Consider the following 17592-nt stretch of genomic DNA (forward strand, 5'->3'; position numbering starts at 1 on the left):
GTACAACTTTCTTGGTTCAGAAAGCCAATGAGTAACCAGGAAGAACAATACAATATTGCTTTTCTTGTTCAGCAACTATGCACAAATCAAGATAACGCTGTTCTCAAACAGACCGCTAAACATTCGGGGTTTATTGTTGGTTTAGTGCATCTTCATACAGAATCGGTATTAGTTTTAGTAAGTGATAAAACACAACAATTTTTGATATCTTTTAGATAGGAATATGACTATCAACTCCTACCAGAAGTATTTAATAAAATATAAAACAATAAGCCTGTGTAGACAGGCTTAGTTGGTTTAAGCGCAGATTTCAGTCTGACGAATTACCAAATTATTGTCCCGGAAGTTGCTTTTTCAGTGCTTCCAGAGATGCCCAACGGTTATCAACTGGCGTTCCAGGATTATCAGGAGTATCAACAGTACTACTTACAGGAATACCTGGACAATTGCGATCGCACAATTGGCGCTGAGGTACTGCCAAACACATCTGCTCATACAGCCATTCGTTGGGATAAAAATGACCATCGGGTGGCAGGGTTTCAAGCAACTCTTCCATAATCACTTCCCTTTCTAGGGGCAAGTCATTTACTTGATTTGCAGCTTCGTCTAACCAGATGATTTCTTTGGTATCAAGCCCTAAGCGGCGATTGTATTGCTGCAAGCAGCGATTGCAGGTACAAGTAATAATTGTTTCTGCCTGAGCAGATACTTCCAGATAAGTGCCATGATGCTGAACGCGCACATGACCGCGAACTGGTGTTAACGTTTCCAGACCAGGCAGAAATTCCTCAACTTGAACTTCCTCTGTCCGCTCCGGGGCTTTAGTTAGCTGCGGAATATAAATTGCGTCCATAGGATTTGTGAGACATCCTCACGAAAATTAATGGTCATTACCAGCAATAATACTGATACTACATCTTTATTTTAGCTTTTAGGAACAAGAGAAATTTTGAAATTATATTGAGCTTTCAATTAACTCCTAACTCCTGTAGAGACGTGATTAATTGCGTCTCTCCTAACCCCTAACTTCTTCCAACGAAGCTGGTCGCACAACCAGATGACGATGTGGTTCTTTACCACGACTGAAGGTTTCCAAATCTCCAAATTCCTTCAAGAAGGTATGGATTTGTCGCCTTTCAGCAGAACTGAGAGATTTGATTTCTACTTCTCTACCAGAAAAGCGCACTTCATCGGCTGCTGCTTCTGCTAATGCGCGAATTTCGGCTTCTCTTTTGACCCGGTAGCCATTCAACTCAATAGTGTAAGAGGCTTGTTCTTCTGGGGGTTGGCTCAGGTTTAAAACCGAATTTGCTAGATACTGAATCGCATCTAGCACAGAACCATCAGTACCAATTAATATCTGGATTTGTTCTGTCGTCAAATTTGTTTGATCGATTGTCAACCAGTAATTATCTGGTTCTGGGGAATCGCTGTCTTGAGATTGGGGAGTTTCTAAATGACCCTGAATCTCAGCAGGTACTCCAGTGAGTTCCAGCAGGGTTTTTAACCACTGCTGACCTCGCTGCATCGAAATATTGCTCATGATCCCCCTGTAGCCTTTTTCTTAGAACTTTTCGGTTCAAATGGCAATGCTTTTTGTTCGATGACTGTTGCTTCTTTCTCTTGGGTTTCTACAATTTTTTGCAGTTCTTCTGGTAGAGGTTCGCGGGAGAGAAGATAAGTTTGTGCAGTTTGGAAAATGTTACCAATCACCATATACATCAACACCCCGGCTGGTAGGGGGAAGAACAAAAACATCCCAGAAAATATAACTGGAGTAATTTTGTTAACTGTATCTTGCTGCGGATTACCACCACTGGAATTTTGCCCAGAAAGCATTTGGCTAACATAAAGGCTGATTCCAAAGAAGACGATCATAGCGACAATATCCCAGTGGATTGTTCCATCTGGATCTTGTGCGCCAACCCTTCCTAAAGCATCAATGAATAAAAAACCTTTTTCTGCTGCTAGTCCAGGAATTGTTCCTTGAATACTAACTTCTCCAGGTTGCAAGGCTTCTACATTGCCATCAGCATCAATTTTTATCCGATCTTCGCCTTTGGTTATTTTCCAATCAGGAGTTAGCTTATTTTCTGGGTGTTCTGCTAAAAGTACCTGAAATGGTTTGCCCTCAACAGTCTGATATTGGATCTTAGTTTGTTCTCCCACAGCTAGTTTGTTACCACTGGGAAGGATTGCAGCTACTTTAACGTGTTCCCCATCTGCAATATAAATATTTTGAGGAGCAGTAGCAAAGGCTTGCGGTTGAATCTGCTCGATTTGTTCTGCGGGAACGATTTGCAGGTTAACGCTGTAGTTTGCACTTGCAAAAGGCGAACCCCGCAAAGTGGCAAACAGCGCTAATAAAACCGGCATTTGCACTAATAACGGAAAACAGCCTGCTAAGGGATTGCCAAATTCTTTTTGAACATTGACCATTTCCTCTTGCTGTTTTTGCGGTTCATCCTTATAGCGCTCTTTAATTTCTGCCATCCGCTTCTGCATCAGAGGTTGTACAATTCGCATCTTCCGCATGTTGCGAATTGAGCCAGCACTCAGGGGATAGAGCGCGAAGCGGACTATCAATGTCAAAGCAACGATCGCCAATCCGTAGCTCGGAAATATACCATAGAAGAAATCTATGATTGGCAACATCACGTTGTTCGAGAGAAAGCCGATACCAAAATCCATTATTCTGAATTCAACCTGAGGTACTGTAAACTGACTGAATCTAATTTATCTAAATCATAAATTATGTGCGACTACCCTTCGCTACGGATAGCCGCACAATTAAATGGGAAATGGGAAATGGGAAATAGGAATTGGGAATTAACCAATCGTTTTTCTTCCCCTGCTCCCTGCCCTCTGCTTCCCCTGCTCATCACTTATTAGCAGTAACGCTATATTCGGGATTTTTCGCAGCAATTCTTTCGTTAATGTAGTCATAGACTTCCCGAAATTTGGGAATTGCACGCAATTCGAGACGACTGCCGTTTTTTAAGGTTAGTACCATATCTCCCCACAAGCCAATGCCACGGGGGATTGTGACAACTTTGACAATTTCTGAGTAAATTATGTCAGTGCGATCGCGCCCCTGCCAACCTCCGCTTACTGTAACTCGGCGATCGGTGATGCGGAAACGCAGCCACAATGCCCTGACAATTGCCCCAACTGTTAACGGTATCCCGACAATGGTTAACCCAATCAGCACGTTGACAATTAAATCCCCAATATGGGGGCCACCTTCATAATAAACATCTTCACGAATTCCCATCGAACACCTCAGCTTGTGCCAACAACTGCTCTAATTCTTGCAGAAATTGTGGGCTTACGCACTTAGATTCTGCCACTGTGGGTTTGACAATGAACACTAATCGCCATCCTGGTGATAATTTGGGCAGCAAACTATATAAAACAGAAGTAATTTGCCGTTTGATTCGGTTGCGAACCACTGCCCTTTTGCTAACTTTTGTGCTTATAGAAATACCAATGCGTATGCTGGAAATATGCAGTGAGTCAATTGGTTGTGTAGTCTGAGTGGCAGTGTCCAAAGAAGGTTTTCTTGAAGACAACGGCTTTAAGGCTCTCAATGTTAAATAAGAGCCATTACGCCGAATTCCTTCCCGGAAAACTGCCTGAAAATCCTTGCGGGATTTTAGCCGATTTGCTTTAGGCAAAGCCACAGATACTCTTTTAGCTTAAATATGCCCTAAACGCTCAAACGGTGACGGCCCTTTTTTCTCCTAGCTCTAATTACGTTTCTACCATCTGGTGTCCGCATTCTGGCGCGAAAACCAGAGGTTCTTTTTCTCTTACGGCTAGTACCGCCTAGTGTTCTTTTCATACTGCTCTCCTCTTAGGTGATTTTTATAAAAACTCACAATCTCTAATTGTATCACTTTTTTAGTGAATTGGGAATTGCTGTGGTTACACCCAATCAGCACTTTTAATTGATGCTCAAAATCCATGTTCCCATGTAGCGCAATAGTGGCACATCACCAGGGGAAAGCACTTGACAGTTGAAGTAGTAAACACCGCCGAAGGATGGATTTTTCACGTTAGATAAGACTACCTCAACTGCGCTACCTGCTGGTACAGGCTCTTGAGGAAAAATATTAATCAGCTTACCTTCTTTGTCCCACTTCACCTCAGAAAGCGGAACTGCTTTGCCTTTGACTCGAACTTCAATTTTGTTCTGGTCAAAAGTTCCTTTGTAATATTCAGGGTAGGTAATGGCAAATTGACCAACAGCCAATTTCATTCTTTGGGCTGGAATCCTTAATATATATCGATCCCAACCATTGGCTTGTCCACCAAAATCTAATCGGAAAGGCAGTTGATTTTCGGATTTAATGCCACTAAACAGCGTAAATCCAGGTAAACTTTGTGCCCAAGTCAGGGCTGGAAATCCAGTCACTAAACAGCTAGTCACGGCTAAAGCGGAAAGTAAACGTCGCATAATTGAGCTTCCTCTACCAAAAAATAAATCTGTTATCTAAAATAACCGTGTGTTAGTATTCGTTACTAAAGTTTACTACTCACTTCCTGACAATTGACGTTCAGTAACAACAAAAAGTGCCATCTTCCCTGATGTTTAGACGGCAGTAAAATTACTTAGCAACAAATTTTACATGCAAATAATTTACTTTATTACCCTTATAGAGTACTGATTTGATGACTAGGTTGGTCAAATTTTGAACTCAATAGAAACACCGTTGGGATTGGATTGTGTTTCTAAATATGTATAAGTGTATCTAAATTTGAGAATTTTGTTATAAAAATTGAGGCGTGCCATCAGCGATCGCCAGTTAAGTTGGGCTAAATTGATTAAAATAAGTTGGATTGGAATCAAAGTCGTAATCATTAAAATTTGATTTGGAAATTATAAAGCCTTCAAAATTGGGTCAATATTACTCTATAAGACAGGAATACCAAAATTTCTCAATCCCGAAAATAAGCTGAAGATAAAGATGCAAAATTTGGGAATCAATTTAGGATGTGCAATACGTAACCCTGTTTGCAACTATCTGAAAATATGACATCTGCGAGCGGCAAAGTCAGGCATTGCCTGGACAGCTAAGAGTGGGAGAGGAAAGTTTCAAGGTTCAATCTACAAGTAAAAATCATAGCTGATGTTCCTGCCTAAGTACTATGAATACGGGATATCCCTCATCTAGACAATCACTTACTAGGCAGAGATTAGGTATTTATCTTCAGGAGATTTCATGAGAATAGCAGTTGCTAAAGAAATTGAAGTTTGTGAACGTCGTGTGGCATTAATTCCTGACACCGTTGCTCGATTGGTAAAACAAGGTTTGGAAGTCTGGGTAGAAACAGGTGCAGGAGAGCGATCTTTCTTCAGCGATACTGACTATGAAGCCGCAGGAGCCACAATAATTGGCGATACTGCCAAATTATGGGGCGAAACAGATATTCTTTTGAAAGTCAGCCCACCACAAGAACGAGAAGATGGACGTTCAGAAGTTGATTTGTTAAAGGAAGGGGCTGTATTAGTCAGTTTCCTCAATCCTTTAGGAAATCCTGTTGTAGCAGAGCAACTGGCAAATCGGAAAATCACAGCCTTGAGTATGGAAATGATCCCCCGTACTACCAGGGCGCAAAGTATGGATGCTTTGTCCTCGCAAGCTTCATTAGCAGGTTACAAGGCAGTATTAATTGCGGCAGCTGCGTTACCAAAATATTTCCCAATGTTAACCACAGCCGCAGGAACGATCGCTCCAGCGAAAGTATTTATTATGGGCGCTGGTGTAGCGGGATTGCAAGCGATCGCCACCGCCAGACGTTTGGGAGCAGTTGTAGAAGCCTTTGATATCCGTCCCGCCGTCAAAGAAGAAGTGCAAAGCTTAGGGGCAAAATTCGTTGAAGTCAAATTAGACGAAGAAACCGTCGCTGCTGGTGGTTACGCCAAGGAAATCTCTGAAGCTAGCAAACAACGTACCCAAGAAGTTGTCGCCGAACACATTAAGAATTCTGATGTGGTGATTACCACCGCCCAAGTTCCTGGGAGACAAGCACCACGGCTAGTTACAGAAGAAATGGTGGCACAAATGAAACCAGGTTCAGTAATTGTGGATTTAGCCGCCGAACAGGGTGGTAACTGCGCCTGCACAGAACCAGGTAAAGATATTGTGTGGAACGGTGTGACAATTATCGGCCCCATCAATCTCCCATCATCGATGCCAATTCACGCCAGCCAACTGTATGCCAAGAACGTCACATCGTTGATGCAATTGCTAATTAAAGACAAAGCTTTGCAGGTAGACTTTAGCGACGACATCGTTGATGCAGCTTGCGTTACCCACGCAGGTGAAATTCGCAATCAACGAGTGCGGGATGCGCTACAAGCTTTGAGCGGCGTTGGAGCAGGTTAATAGCCAAATATATCATAAGGAGTTTTTCAAGCATGACAGAGGCATTACTTGCTGCTTTGTTTGTATTTGTATTGGCATCTTTTATCGGCTTTGAAGTCATCAACAAAATCCCACCGACTCTACACACACCGTTAATGTCAGGCTCAAACGCGATTTCTGGAATTGCGGTACTGGGAGCAATAGTTGCTGCTGGTGCAAAAGACACAAGTGTATCTGTAATTCTCGGCTTGATTGCTGTGGTACTGGCAACAATCAACGTTGTGGGTGGTTTTTTAGTGACAGACAGAATGTTGCAAATGTTCAAGAAGAAGGAGATTAAGGCGTGAGCGACTTTTTACCAACTGGCATTCAGCTGACGTACTTAGTCGCTGCATCGTTATTCATTCTGGGCTTGAAAAAGCTGGGATCACCTGCTACAGCGAGAAACGGTAATATTGTAGCGGCTGTGGGGATGCTGCTGGCGATCGCAGCGACAATGCTCGATCAACATGTGTTGAACTACGAGATGATATTGTTGGGCTTGGCGATTGGATCGGGAATTGGTGCGATCGTAGCTTACAAAGTCCAAATGACCGAAATGCCCCAAATGGTGGGTTTACTCAACGGTTTGGGTGGTGCGGCTTCGGCACTAGTAGCCGTTGCAGAATTCTGGCGGTTATTAGATAGTTCTCAGCCGATACCGCTAGATGTCAACATTTCCATGCTATTGGACGTGTTAATCGGTGGTGTTACCTTCACAGGTAGTTTTTTAGCCTTTGCCAAATTGCAAGGTTTAATTAGCGGTTCCCCGATTACATTTCCATTCCAGCAACCATTTAACCTCTTACTTCTGGGTGCTTATATAGTAGGTAGTGCTTACTTAATCATCACACCAGATAGCTTACCCATATTCTTGGGGGTGGTTGGCGTTTCCTTAGTGCTGGGCGTGATGTTCGTCATCCCCATTGGTGGCGGCGATATGCCAGTAGTAATCTCGCTGTTGAACTCGTTGTCAGGTGTGGCGGCGGCGGCGGCTGGGTTCGTGGTGATGAACAATATGTTAATCATCGCGGGTGCTTTGGTAGGGGCATCTGGCTTAATCCTCACCGAGATTATGTGTAAGGCGATGAACCGCTCCTTATTTAGTGTGCTGTTCAGCGCTTTTGGTACTGGTTCTAGTTCTGGTGGTGGTGGTGCTAGTGGTGGTGCAACTGATCAAAGCGTCCGCAGCATCGATCCTGAAGAAGGGGCGATGATGTTGGGTTATGCCCGTTCTGTGGTAATTGTGCCTGGTTATGGTATGGCGGTTGCTCAAGCGCAACATAGCGTCCGGGAATTGTCAGATCAGTTAGAAAAAATGGGCGTTGATGTCAAGTATGCCATTCACCCCGTTGCTGGGAGAATGCCGGGGCACATGAATGTGTTGCTGGCGGAGGCAAATGTGCCTTATACGCAGTTGTATGACATGGATGATATTAATCCCCAGTTCGATCAAGCGGATGTGGCTTTAGTAATTGGGGCAAATGATGTGGTAAATCCGGCGGCGCGGAGTGATACAAATAGCCCAATTTATGGTATGCCGATTTTGGAGGTAGATCGGGCGAAGCAGACGATTGTAATTAAGCGCGGGATGAGTACGGGTTTTGCCGGTGTAGATAATGAGTTGTTCTACAAGGATAAAACTACGATGCTTTTTGGTAGTGCTAAGGATATGGTGGCGAAGTTGGTTTCGGAAGTGAAGCAACTTTAAGAGAAACGAACCGCGAAGGGCGCAAAGGGCGCGAAGTAAAGAAAGAATGTAGAGAGTTGGCTTGCTTTGGGGGTGTGATGCTTCTGAGGCAAGTTTTTTTAAGATTGTCTCACACAAAGGCGGCGCAAAGAAGAGAAAGAATTTAAGAGAGTTGACTTATTTTTATTTTGGAATTTAAAAATTTTAAGGTAAGCTTTTTAATTAAACTTTCAATTTTAATTATCTTCGTTAAGACGGTTTAAAAATTGCTTCCATCTAGATTCAAGTGCTGACTGGCTTGGTTTATATTTAGAGCATTTAAGTTTTCTGCCTTCTAATTTTTGATAACCAGTTCCCATAACTTTTGGATGAAATCTCACTTCTAGAGATTCTGGGTTTATCCCCAACAAATTAAGATCAAATAAAGTATGAAAATCTGCACGTAACAAAAGTCCATTATCTGGATGATTATCATCAATACCACGATAGGGTGAGATATGAGCGCCTTCTAAAACATCAAGTAATTTAAGCCCACTAATCATACATTGATCGCCATAGCGTTGACGCAACAAGTTTCTAAATGTGGACTGTCCACGACGTTCTTTGATTTGCCGAAATACAGTTTCGCGGCTATCTTCTTCTGTAATAAAATATTCATTTGTATTTTCATTATCATCAGCATCATCAGCTTTTATATACTTAAAACTATTATTTTTATTAATTAATTTAGTAACTGTAGGTGCATTTTTAAATAACATTGATTCGATTTGCTGCAAATTAATTAACTGCATTGAAAACTGTCCGTTATATTTTGGGCAAGCTTGTCTTAGCTCCTTAATTTTAATAGTTCCCTCTGCTTTGACAAACGTATTACCAAAATCAGCAATAAATTTTTCGCAAGGCTTATACTCAATAATAGGTGTATCGAATTCATTATGACACAAGGTGCAACGGAAAACAGGCTTCTTTTTTAATCGTCCTTTGATTTTTGTAGTATTGCATGAAGCACAACGCGATAAAGGTTTTGGTTCTTGATAGCTGCTAATTACTTCTATCCTGGCAACACCAAGGAGTTGATCTTTATCCTGCAATAAAACTAAATCACCTTCAGCTAATTGACGACAATTTGGTACAAAGCTGTCATAGTAATATACCTTAGAAATTTCGTCAGCATAACCAAGATTACCAGCATGTTGTCGGTTATCACCATAACTTAGTAGTAACCATGCTCTAGGTGTTATAGGCTCAAAAATTAATTTTACCATTGAAAAAATTGTTATTATTAGCAACCCTTATTATTAGAGTTCCCAAAATAAAACTAAAGTTATCATTAGCTGCATACTAATGCGATAATTAAAGATCGCCTATTAAATTGTTGCAAAATCTCCCAGAATGGAATCGCCCTCTTCTGTTCCTCTGTTTTTTCTGCGCCTCTGTGGTTCGTTAAAAAGTGCGATCGCCTGCAAAATCTCTATTGTGCGATCGCACAATTCCACAAAATAACTAATTTGACTTACTTAGGAAAATATCGATAAATATCTTTACGATGTAACACACGCTGAAAGATTAGTGTTTCACCGTCAAATATAATCCCGATCCGATAATCACCTATACGAATACGATAAATATCTTCATATCATTGAAGCTTTTTGATATTAGTAATTTCTTCAAAGTTAGCTATTTTTGGTATTTCTTCAAAAGCAAGTACTTTAATCGCCTCATAGTAAGGTGTACTTTTGATCGCTTTTAAATCTTTAATAAAACTGGATATATACTGGGTATTCACTCTCTTTCTAATTCGGCTAATGCTTCATTAATATTTAATGGGGTTTCTTGCTGTACTTCATTGATTGCTAATATCAATCCTTCATCTTCAATCGCTTCTAATAAGCGTAGATAGTCTTGAAAATCTATAATTACTTTACGAATATTACCTTGAGTATCTGTGATTAATTCTTGAGCAAATCGGTATTGATTGGTTTTCATTTGGGTATTAGTGTTTGTAATCATAGAGAATTTGATTACCTTTACATAGTACAAGTATAGAAGATTTGGAGTAGGCGATCGCTTCGCCGCGATTTTGGGCGAAGGAAAAAAGCGATATATAAAACTCCCAAAGATCGCTATCTTCTTCCCTCTGTATCCTCTGCATCTCTGCGGTTTGTTAAAAAGAGCGATCGATCGCCTGCAAAAATCTCTACAGTGCGATCGCCTTTTTTCTCCTTCCTGTGTGTCTTCTGACGTAGCCTCTCATAAAGAATACATCGCCTATTTTTTCCTTAACTAACTATCCCTTTAATCGGAATTTCTATCCAGAACTCACAGCCATTACCAGGTTCAGAAACACATTTGATATTACCGCCGTGTTTTTCTACAATAATTTGGTAGCTAATAGATAATCCCAAACCGATCCCTTGTCCAGGTTGTTTGGTGGTAAAGAAAGGTTCAAAAATGCGCGATCGCATCATCTCTGGAATCCCACAACCATTGTCGGCAATCCAAATCAGAATACTATTCCCTTCGATTATTTCTGTACGAATCCAAATTTTAAGATTGTCAATTTTTTTTCCACAAGTTGCTGAGTTTTCTAGTGCATCGATCGCATTGTTGAGAATATTCATAAACACCTGATTCATCTGCGCTGCATAACAGACTACTGGGGGCAATTCACCATATTCCTTAACTACCTCAATAGCAAAAGAATTATTCTGTGGTTGCAGTCGATGTTGTAAAATTAGCAAAGTACTGTCGATACCTTCATGAAGGTTAACGGGCTTGATTCCTGCTTCGTCAAGCCGAGAAAAAATTCGTAATGACAAGACGAGTTGAGAGATTCGCTCTGCCCCCATCTTCATGGAAGTCAATATTTTGGGCAAGTCATCACTAATAAAATTTAAATCTATTGCTGCTGCTTGCTTTTGAATTTCTCCTGTTCCCTTTGGATACTGTTTCTGATAAAGACGGAGTAATTTAAATAAATTTTCGGCATGTTCCGTAACATAGATGATATTGCCGTAAATGAAACTAATCGGGTTGTTAATTTCATGTGCTACACCAGCAACTAACTGCCCTAAACCTGCCATTTTTTCACTTTGAATCAATTGGCTCTGAGTGTTTTGTAATTCTTTAAGAGTCTGGGTAAGTTCTTCTTTTTGACGTTGAGTTTGTTCAAGTAATTCCGCTTGCTGAAGTCCTACCCCTAATTGAGTACCAATTTGCATCAGCAAATCTACCTCATCTTCTTGCCAATCACGCTGTTTGAGATTTTGATAAGCTGCTAGTAATCCCCAAAGTTTCTCGCCCTGGAAAATCGGCACAATTATATATGCCCTAGCCTCCATTAGCTCAAGCAGAGTAATATGACAGATAGAATAGTTGGCGCTGTAAATATCTTTAATAGCAATACTTTCACCATTAGCAAAATTTCCACCTTGGGTTTGTTGTAAGTAATCATCTGCAACTACAGGTAAAATTTCCTTTACTGGTTTCCAACCTTGGGCTAAAGACTCAGCAACAAATTCGCCACTCCAATCAGTCTTGAATTGATAGATTGTCACTCGATCAACTTCCAATAGTCGTCGGACTTCTTCTGCACTGGTGGCAAAGATGGTATCAATATCAAGAGACTGGCGAATTTTCTCCACTGTCGCAGCTAGCGCCTTCTCCCTTTCGGCTGCTTTCCGTTCTCGTTCGGCGGCTTTAGCCAGTTTTTGGGCTTGCACCTGCATCTGTTTCAAAGACTCAGCTTGCTGTAATGCTACCCCCAATTGAGCGCCAACTTGTGCCAATAAGTTGATTTCCTCATCTTGCCAATAACGGGGCTGGGAGTTTTGATAAGCTACTAACAATCCCCACAGCTTCTCACCCTGAGAAATTGGGACAAAAACTTCATTGCGTGCATACTTACCTGCTTGCTTTCCTTGCACAAGAACGCCTTCTGTCACAGGCTGTGGCTTAACCATTGGTGTCCAGCCATCAACAATAGAATCAGCGACAAACTCGCCACTCCAGTCAGGATAGAAGCGGTAAATTGCGACTCGTTCCACTTCTAATAAGCGACGAACTTCTTGAGTTGTGGTTTTAAAGATGGCTTCAATATCAAGAGACTGACGAATTTTTTCTACCGTGTTTGCTAATGCCCTTTGCCTTTCAGCAGCTTTGCTGATATCTGCTGCTTGAATCTGCATTTGTTGGATAAATTCCGCTTGCTGCAAAGCTACACCTAGTTGAGTGCCAACTTGAGTAAGCAAGTAAACCTCATCTTTTTGCCAATCACGAGTTCTGGCATTTTGGTATGCTGCTAGCAAGCCCCAGAGCTTCTGACCGTGGTAAATCGCAATAATCACATAAGCTCTTGCTTGATAGATTTCTAAGATTTTAATGTAGCAGTCACTAAAGCCTGAATTGTAAATATCATTACAAATCCGGTATACTTCACAACTGCTAAAGCTACCACCTTCACTATCTTGTAAGTAGGTGTCAGCGACTGGAGGTTTAGCTAAATCTTTGGCGCTACATTCACTGACATTTTCACTCAATTCCGGCCTCTGTAATTGTTCATCAATGAGGGAAATCCAACCCTCTGCCACTGATTCAAACACGAATTCACCACTCCAATCGGGATTGAAGCGATAAATAGCTACGCGATCAGCATTTAGCAGCTGCCTAAGTTCTGCGGTGGTTGTGTGGAAAATACTTTTTAAGTCTAGAGACTGACGAATTTTCTCAATGGTTATGGCGATGGTTCTTTGCCATTGGGCTGCTTTTTCTCTGGCTTTTGCTTGTGCTAGTTCTGCTGATTGTAGTTTTACTTGTTCTAGGTAATCTGCTTGCTGTAAAGCAACTCCCAGATGTTCGGCGATTAATTGCACAAACTCAATTTCTGATGCTTCCCATTGCCGAGGATTACTACACTGATGAATACACAGCAATCCCCATAAATCTTTACCTTTGATCAAGGGGGCAATTATATTAGCACGAACTTGGAATCTTTCTAAAATCTGGATGTAGCAATCACTAGCATTAACTTGATAAATATCAGCTATTGCTCTAATCCGACCTTGCTGATATAAACCTGCAAACTCCTCACTAAAGCAGTGGTCACGCACTTTGGCTGTTAGTGCCGAATCCCATTCTGCTCCCACATCTTCATAGATAAATTCTCCTTCCCATCCCAATTCGGGATAAAAACGAAACACGCCAACTCGATCGCTTTTCAGAAGTTGGCGAACTTCAGTGACTGTAATTTTGAAGATAGTTTCTATGTCTAGAGACTCCCGAATACGGGCAATAACCCCAGATAAGGCTTTTTGTTGCTCATTCTGACGCAAGGAGGATGTCACATCTGAATGAGATTCTTGCCGTTCTGAATTTGGTTCTATGGGTTGAGTAGTAGAGGAGTTTTCCATTCCCAGTGGGACTTTAAATATTGAAAGTCTTCTATCTCATGATTCCCGTTGCGATCGCAAAGGTAACAGTTCTTTTCTGAGAATGCCAAAAAACAATATAGGGACACGATAGTATCGTGTCCCTACAAGAACATTTTTCAACCACGAGAAAATTATCGCCGCTTGGGAGTGGCGCTGCGGCTGGTGCGTTTCTCTTCATCTCGGCGACGGCGATCGCGCCAATCTGCCACGGTTAAATAACCAATACCACCAGTAACTCCTACGAGTAGCACTGCGGCTACTATTGTTAAAATACTCAAAAATGGACTTTCCACAATGCCTCTACAGCCCGTTACGTCCCCAAACTACCATTGCAATTGACCAAGTGAACACAACTAACAGCGATACCCAACCTAGTGTCAAAATCTCCATAGTCCTGCTTTTCAAATAATTACAAAAGGTTTCTAATATTTATCATACAGGGATTGGGCAGGCTGAGATTTTTTTATAAATGGCATTGTAACTTTGGCTGGCGATGTCTACGATGGGCTACGCCTACGCAAAATATACACCATTTTTATTGGTAAGCTAGCACTTCAAGCATTAATAAAGACGAATGTGAAAAAATAGCGATCGCGCTTTCCTACTTCATGGTTTGGGAATACTAGGTTTACGGGTATATATTTCAAATCCAACAACCCTAGTATTATGCCGACATTTTTCAACTATCCTTTCCAATCCAACGGTTTTATTCCCCACGGACATTGTTATCTCTGGCAAAGTGGGTTAGTTTGGCTCCACATTATTTCTGATGCCACGATCGCTCTGGCTTATTATTCTATTCCCTTTCTACTGATTTACTTCATTTCCAAACGCAAAGACGTTCCTTTTAATGGAGTTTTTTTGTTATTTGGTGCTTTTATCATTGCCTGCGGTACTGGACACTTAATGGATATTTGGACGCTTTGGTATCCAGACTATTGGATTGCAGGTGGTTTAAAAGCTTTAACTGCCATTATTTCTATATACACGGCATTTGCGTTATTTTACCTCATGCCTCAAGCTCTGGCACTACCCAGTCCAGCCCAGTTAGAGGCTATTAATCAAGTCCTTTCAACAGAAATTATTGAGCGCAAGCGCATCGAGAAAGAACTACGTCAAGCAGAAGAAGTTGCTCAAAACTCCAGCCAAGCTAAGAGTGAATTTCTGGCTAACATGAGTCATGAACTACGCACACCTCTTAACGGCATCCTGGGCTATACACAAATTCTCCAACGCACAGAATCTTTAAGTGAAAAAGGACGTAAAGGACTCAGCATTATTTATCAATGCGGTTCTCATCTTCTAACCTTAATTAATGATGTCCTGGATCTCTCCAAGATCGAAGCCCGGAAGTTGGAATTGTATCCTGTTGATTTCTACTTGCCTGCCTTTATAGATAGCGTGACTGAAATTTGCCGCATCAGGGCAGAACAAAAAGTCATCGCATTTCACATTGAAATCGATCCTGATTTACCAACGGGTATTCATGCTGATGAAAAACGCTTGCGGCAAGTGTTGATTAACTTGCTTAGTAATGCCATGAAGTTTACTCATCAAGGCAGTGTCACTTTCAAAACTCAGGTCATTAATCAAGAATCAAATACTAATGGAAAAACTAACTATAAAATTCGCTTTGAGGTAGTAGATACTGGCACTGGCATAACTCCTGAACAATCTGAAAAAATCTTCCAGCCCTTTGAGCAAGTGGGGAGTCAGAAACGACAATCTGAAGGTACAGGCTTAGGATTAGCAATCAGCCAAAAAATTGTTTTGTTGATGGGTGGTCAAATTAAAGTGCAAAGTGAATTTGGCAAAGGTAGCACTTTCTGGTTTGAGGCAAATTTGTCAGAATCTAAAGACTGGGCAAAGGTTTCTAGAGTAGTTGAGCAGGGAACTATTATTGGTTATCAAGGACAAAGGCGCACCATTTTGATTGCGGATGATAAATGGGAAAATCGATCGGTAATTGTAAATTTACTAGAGCCAGTTGGGTTTACTGTTGTAGAAGCTACTAATGGTCAGGAAGCATGGGTACAGTCTCTAGCCCACAAACCAGACATGATTATCACTGATTTAGTGATGCCGATATTGAATGGATTTGAGTTAATTAGTCGTTTGCGTCAGTCTGGGGCATTCAAAGAGATTCCGATCATTGCTTCGTCAGCAAGTGTGTTTGCAGTCGACCAGCACAAAAGTATTGATGTAGGTGCAGATGCCTTTTTACCAAAGCCTGTAGAAGCTGAAAATATGCTGGAAATGCTACGACAGTTTTTACAACTGGAATGGATTTTTGACGCTAAGGTAGAGGCTATTAAGAAAATCTCTAAAGATGGTTCTAATCAACAAAATGAGATGATTTGCCCTAGCAAAGATGTTTTGCAAGAGTTACTCGAACTATCACAAGACGGCGACATTCAACATATTTTAGAACTAGCTGAACAACTTTCTGCATCTGATGAAAAGCTAAACATCTTTTCCCAGCAACTCATGCAGCTTGCTAGTAATTTCCAACTCAAACGTTTGGAAACTTTTATTGAAAAACACATCAATTAAGTAAGTTGGCGCAATTAAAGCTAATTGGCAAGGGCTGTCATTTGTCATTGGTCATTAGTAAGAACTTTAAGACTATTTACGTTTCGTAATATAATTTGTTTTTTTTCTACCAACTTACTTAATTTCAGTTAAATTCCAATTTCCAATTCATCATGATCAAACTTCTAAATAACGGATTTATTTTAATTGTGGATGATAATCCCACAAATTTATCTGTCCTGTGTGCAGCGCTAAATAGTGAGGGTTTTCGTTTCCGTGTTGCAGTGGATGGAGAAACTGCGATCGCTCAGGCTGAACGCAATCAGCCAGAGTTGATTTTGCTGGATGTACAAATGCCGGGTATTGATGGATTTGAAACTTGTCGTCGTCTCAAAGCCAATCCTGCCACCCAAAACATTCCAATTATTTTCACCACTGCCTTAGCGGATACAGAAAGCAAAACAAAGGGATTTTCCCTTGGCGCAGTAGATTATATCCCTAAACCGTTTGCCCAAGAGGAAGTCATTGCTAGAGTGCGCGTACATTTGCAACTCAAAAAATTGACTGAATCTTTAGAACAACAAGTTAGCGATCGCACCAAGGCTTTGCAACAAGCTCAAGTCCAACTCGTACAGCAAGAAAAACTATCAACACTCGGAGAGTTAATCGCTGGTATTGGCCATGAAATCAACAACCCTATCAATTTTATTTCCAGCAATATTCCACCCTTGGAAGAATACATTGCAGGAGTAACCGAGTTGCTCCTACTGTATGAACAAGAGTATCCCAACCCAACAGCTAAAATTACCACTGCGATTGAAAAATTGGATCTGAACTTCGTTCTCGAAGATATGGTAAAAATTGTGAACTCACTTCAGCTAGGAAGTGAACGAATTCAAAACCTTTCCAATTCACTCCGCAACTTCTCTCGCTCGGATAGTGATACAAAAATACTTGCTGATTTGCACCAAGGACTAGATAGTACACTAATGATTTTGCAACACCGCCTCAAACCCAACGGCGAGCGTCCGGGTATTGAAGTTATTAAAAGTTATGGAGTATTACCAGAGGTAAACTGCTATTTAGGGCAGATGAATCAAGTATTTATGAACATTCTGGCAAATGCAATTGATGCCCTTGATGAAGCTATAATGCAAGGCAAATTGAGTAATCTAATTCCTGAGATTAAAATTGTAACAGAAATAGATTCTGAACAATTGGTTATAATTCGGGTCGCTGACAATGGGATTGGTATTCCTGAACGGCTTAAACAACGCTTGTTTGAGCCGTTGTTTACCACAAAAACTGTTGGTAAAGGCACTGGACTTGGCTTGTCGATCGCTTATGAAATAGTTGTAGAAAAACACAAAGGTGTATTAGATGTCAATTCTCAACCAGGTAAGGGAACCGAATTTATCATCAAAATTCCCATAAAATAAAAGCATTTAATTAATTACAAAGCTGCTTTAGCATTTATCATACTGGAGACAAGGAAAAATTTTTCCAATACATAATCACTAATTCATATATA

Annotated in this window: 21 protein-coding genes; 6 read left to right on the top strand and 15 right to left on the bottom strand. The window is 41.0% G+C overall.

What is annotated here, in order from left to right:
- Positions 1-27 precede the first annotated feature (27 nt).
- Positions 28-219: a hypothetical protein gene (locus tag GNF10_RS00820; RefSeq protein WP_185592485.1), complete on the top strand. Its 192-nt coding sequence runs from the start codon at positions 28-30 to the stop codon at positions 217-219.
- 112 nt (positions 220-331) lie between these two features.
- Here GNF10_RS00820 and GNF10_RS00825 read toward each other — a convergent pair whose 3' ends face one another.
- The 8 genes from GNF10_RS00825 to GNF10_RS00860 form a co-directional block, all read right to left on the bottom strand.
- Complete coding sequence (locus tag GNF10_RS00825; RefSeq protein WP_114081018.1) at positions 332-853, bottom strand: DUF177 domain-containing protein; 522 nt, start codon at positions 851-853, stop codon at positions 332-334.
- A gap of 162 nt (positions 854-1015) precedes the next feature.
- On the bottom strand, positions 1016-1543 hold the full coding sequence (locus GNF10_RS00830) for a R3H domain-containing nucleic acid-binding protein (protein ID WP_114081017.1): 528 nt from the start codon (positions 1541-1543) through the stop codon (positions 1016-1018).
- On the bottom strand, positions 1540-2691 hold the full coding sequence (gene yidC, locus GNF10_RS00835) for a membrane protein insertase YidC (RefSeq protein WP_185585954.1): 1152 nt from the start codon (positions 2689-2691) through the stop codon (positions 1540-1542). The genes GNF10_RS00830 and yidC overlap by 4 nt, the downstream gene beginning before the upstream one ends.
- A gap of 190 nt (positions 2692-2881) precedes the next feature.
- A complete protein-coding gene (locus GNF10_RS00840; RefSeq protein ID WP_185585953.1) occupies positions 2882-3274 on the bottom strand; it encodes a PH domain-containing protein in 393 nt (130 codons plus the stop codon).
- Positions 3261-3683, bottom strand: a complete 423-nt coding sequence (gene rnpA / locus GNF10_RS00845) for a ribonuclease P protein component (RefSeq protein ID WP_185585952.1) — start codon at positions 3681-3683, stop codon at positions 3261-3263. Before rnpA ends, GNF10_RS00840 begins: the two co-directional genes overlap by 14 nt.
- 26 nt (positions 3684-3709) lie before the next feature.
- The gene (gene rpmH / locus GNF10_RS00850) at positions 3710-3844 is read right to left on the bottom strand and encodes a 50S ribosomal protein L34 (RefSeq protein WP_012408291.1); all 135 of its coding nucleotides are present in this window, start codon (positions 3842-3844) and stop codon (positions 3710-3712) included.
- Between the two features lie 102 nt (positions 3845-3946).
- Positions 3947-4459 carry a DUF2808 domain-containing protein gene (locus GNF10_RS00855; RefSeq protein ID WP_185585951.1) on the bottom strand — a complete coding sequence of 171 codons (513 nt, stop codon included), beginning with the start codon at positions 4457-4459 and terminating at the stop codon, positions 3947-3949.
- Between the two features lie 228 nt (positions 4460-4687).
- Positions 4688-4864, bottom strand: a complete 177-nt coding sequence (locus GNF10_RS00860; protein WP_185592661.1) for a hypothetical protein — start codon at positions 4862-4864, stop codon at positions 4688-4690.
- Between the two features lie 361 nt (positions 4865-5225).
- Here GNF10_RS00860 and GNF10_RS00865 point away from each other — a divergent pair, with 361 nt between their 5' ends.
- Genes GNF10_RS00865 through GNF10_RS00875 form a run of 3 tightly spaced genes read left to right on the top strand, consistent with a single transcriptional unit; the run spans position 5226 to position 8121 of the window.
- Positions 5226-6392: a Re/Si-specific NAD(P)(+) transhydrogenase subunit alpha gene (locus GNF10_RS00865; RefSeq protein WP_185581483.1), complete on the top strand. Its 1167-nt coding sequence runs from the start codon at positions 5226-5228 to the stop codon at positions 6390-6392.
- Positions 6393-6424: 32 nt separating this feature from the next.
- Complete coding sequence (locus GNF10_RS00870; RefSeq protein WP_185581484.1) at positions 6425-6718, top strand: NAD(P) transhydrogenase subunit alpha; 294 nt, start codon at positions 6425-6427, stop codon at positions 6716-6718.
- Complete coding sequence (locus GNF10_RS00875) at positions 6715-8121, top strand: NAD(P)(+) transhydrogenase (Re/Si-specific) subunit beta (protein ID WP_185581485.1); 1407 nt, start codon at positions 6715-6717, stop codon at positions 8119-8121. Before GNF10_RS00870 ends, GNF10_RS00875 begins: the two co-directional genes overlap by 4 nt.
- A 215-nt stretch (positions 8122-8336) precedes the next feature.
- On the opposite strand, the gene GNF10_RS00880 is transcribed toward GNF10_RS00875, so the two are convergent.
- From GNF10_RS00880 to petN, 7 genes are all read right to left on the bottom strand, one after another.
- Entirely contained in the window at positions 8337-9365 is a 1029-nt protein-coding gene (locus GNF10_RS00880; protein ID WP_185607101.1) for an HNH endonuclease, read from the bottom strand.
- 371 nt (positions 9366-9736) lie between these two features.
- A complete protein-coding gene (locus tag GNF10_RS37780) occupies positions 9737-9886 on the bottom strand; it encodes a hypothetical protein (RefSeq protein ID WP_221643576.1) in 150 nt (49 codons plus the stop codon).
- Positions 9883-10110: a hypothetical protein gene (locus GNF10_RS00890; RefSeq protein ID WP_260446045.1), complete on the bottom strand. Its 228-nt coding sequence runs from the start codon at positions 10108-10110 to the stop codon at positions 9883-9885. Before GNF10_RS00890 ends, GNF10_RS37780 begins: the two co-directional genes overlap by 4 nt.
- A complete protein-coding gene (locus tag GNF10_RS00895; RefSeq protein ID WP_185587182.1) occupies positions 10094-10252 on the bottom strand; it encodes a hypothetical protein in 159 nt (52 codons plus the stop codon). The genes GNF10_RS00890 and GNF10_RS00895 overlap by 17 nt, the downstream gene beginning before the upstream one ends.
- Before the next feature lie 127 nt (positions 10253-10379).
- Positions 10380-13508 (bottom strand): GAF domain-containing protein, encoded by a 3129-nt coding sequence (locus GNF10_RS00900; protein WP_185587183.1) that lies wholly within the window; start codon positions 13506-13508, stop codon positions 10380-10382.
- A gap of 152 nt (positions 13509-13660) precedes the next feature.
- Positions 13661-13807: a hypothetical protein gene (locus GNF10_RS00905; protein WP_185587196.1), complete on the bottom strand. Its 147-nt coding sequence runs from the start codon at positions 13805-13807 to the stop codon at positions 13661-13663.
- Between the two features lie 22 nt (positions 13808-13829).
- Positions 13830-13919 (bottom strand): cytochrome b6-f complex subunit PetN, encoded by a 90-nt coding sequence (gene petN, locus GNF10_RS00910; protein ID WP_012408302.1) that lies wholly within the window; start codon positions 13917-13919, stop codon positions 13830-13832.
- Between the two features lie 276 nt (positions 13920-14195).
- On the opposite strand from petN, the gene GNF10_RS00915 reads away from it, so the two are divergent.
- Together GNF10_RS00915 and GNF10_RS00920 are read left to right on the top strand one after the other, a co-directional pair.
- Entirely contained in the window at positions 14196-16082 is a 1887-nt protein-coding gene (locus GNF10_RS00915) for an ATP-binding protein (protein WP_185587185.1), read from the top strand.
- Between the two features lie 152 nt (positions 16083-16234).
- Entirely contained in the window at positions 16235-17500 is a 1266-nt protein-coding gene (locus GNF10_RS00920) for a response regulator (RefSeq protein ID WP_185587186.1), read from the top strand.
- Positions 17501-17592: the final 92 nt, after the last annotated feature.

This window comes from Nostoc sp. UCD121, from assembly GCF_014222285.1.
Taxonomy (GTDB): domain Bacteria; phylum Cyanobacteriota; class Cyanobacteriia; order Cyanobacteriales; family Nostocaceae; genus Nostoc.

Excerpts from the sequence above, each read along its gene's own strand:
- GNF10_RS00895 (WP_185587182.1), bottom strand. The coding sequence starts at position 10,252 with ATGCAGAGGATACAGAGGGAAGAAGATAGCGATCTTTGGGAGTTTTAT.
- yidC (WP_185585954.1), bottom strand. The coding sequence starts at position 2,691 with ATGGATTTTGGTATCGGCTTTCTCTCGAACAACGTGATGTTGCCAATC.
- GNF10_RS00900 (WP_185587183.1), bottom strand. The coding sequence starts at position 13,508 with ATGGAAAACTCCTCTACTACTCAACCCATAGAACCAAATTCAGAACGG.
- GNF10_RS00860 (WP_185592661.1), bottom strand. The coding sequence starts at position 4,864 with ATGATTACGACTTTGATTCCAATCCAACTTATTTTAATCAATTTAGCC.
- GNF10_RS00890 (WP_260446045.1), bottom strand. The coding sequence starts at position 10,110 with ATGATTACAAACACTAATACCCAAATGAAAACCAATCAATACCGATTT.
- GNF10_RS00865 (WP_185581483.1), top strand. The coding sequence starts at position 5,226 with ATGAGAATAGCAGTTGCTAAAGAAATTGAAGTTTGTGAACGTCGTGTG.
- GNF10_RS00855 (WP_185585951.1), bottom strand. The coding sequence starts at position 4,459 with ATGCGACGTTTACTTTCCGCTTTAGCCGTGACTAGCTGTTTAGTGACT.
- GNF10_RS00880 (WP_185607101.1), bottom strand. The coding sequence starts at position 9,365 with ATGGTAAAATTAATTTTTGAGCCTATAACACCTAGAGCATGGTTACTA.
- GNF10_RS00920 (WP_185587186.1), top strand. The coding sequence starts at position 16,235 with ATGATCAAACTTCTAAATAACGGATTTATTTTAATTGTGGATGATAAT.
- rpmH (WP_012408291.1), bottom strand. The coding sequence starts at position 3,844 with ATGAAAAGAACACTAGGCGGTACTAGCCGTAAGAGAAAAAGAACCTCT.
- GNF10_RS00870 (WP_185581484.1), top strand. The coding sequence starts at position 6,425 with ATGACAGAGGCATTACTTGCTGCTTTGTTTGTATTTGTATTGGCATCT.
- GNF10_RS00840 (WP_185585953.1), bottom strand. The coding sequence starts at position 3,274 with ATGGGAATTCGTGAAGATGTTTATTATGAAGGTGGCCCCCATATTGGG.
- GNF10_RS00830 (WP_114081017.1), bottom strand. The coding sequence starts at position 1,543 with ATGAGCAATATTTCGATGCAGCGAGGTCAGCAGTGGTTAAAAACCCTG.
- GNF10_RS00820 (WP_185592485.1), top strand. The coding sequence starts at position 28 with ATGAGTAACCAGGAAGAACAATACAATATTGCTTTTCTTGTTCAGCAA.
- GNF10_RS00825 (WP_114081018.1), bottom strand. The coding sequence starts at position 853 with ATGGACGCAATTTATATTCCGCAGCTAACTAAAGCCCCGGAGCGGACA.
- GNF10_RS00915 (WP_185587185.1), top strand. The coding sequence starts at position 14,196 with ATGCCGACATTTTTCAACTATCCTTTCCAATCCAACGGTTTTATTCCC.
- petN (WP_012408302.1), bottom strand. The coding sequence starts at position 13,919 with ATGGAGATTTTGACACTAGGTTGGGTATCGCTGTTAGTTGTGTTCACT.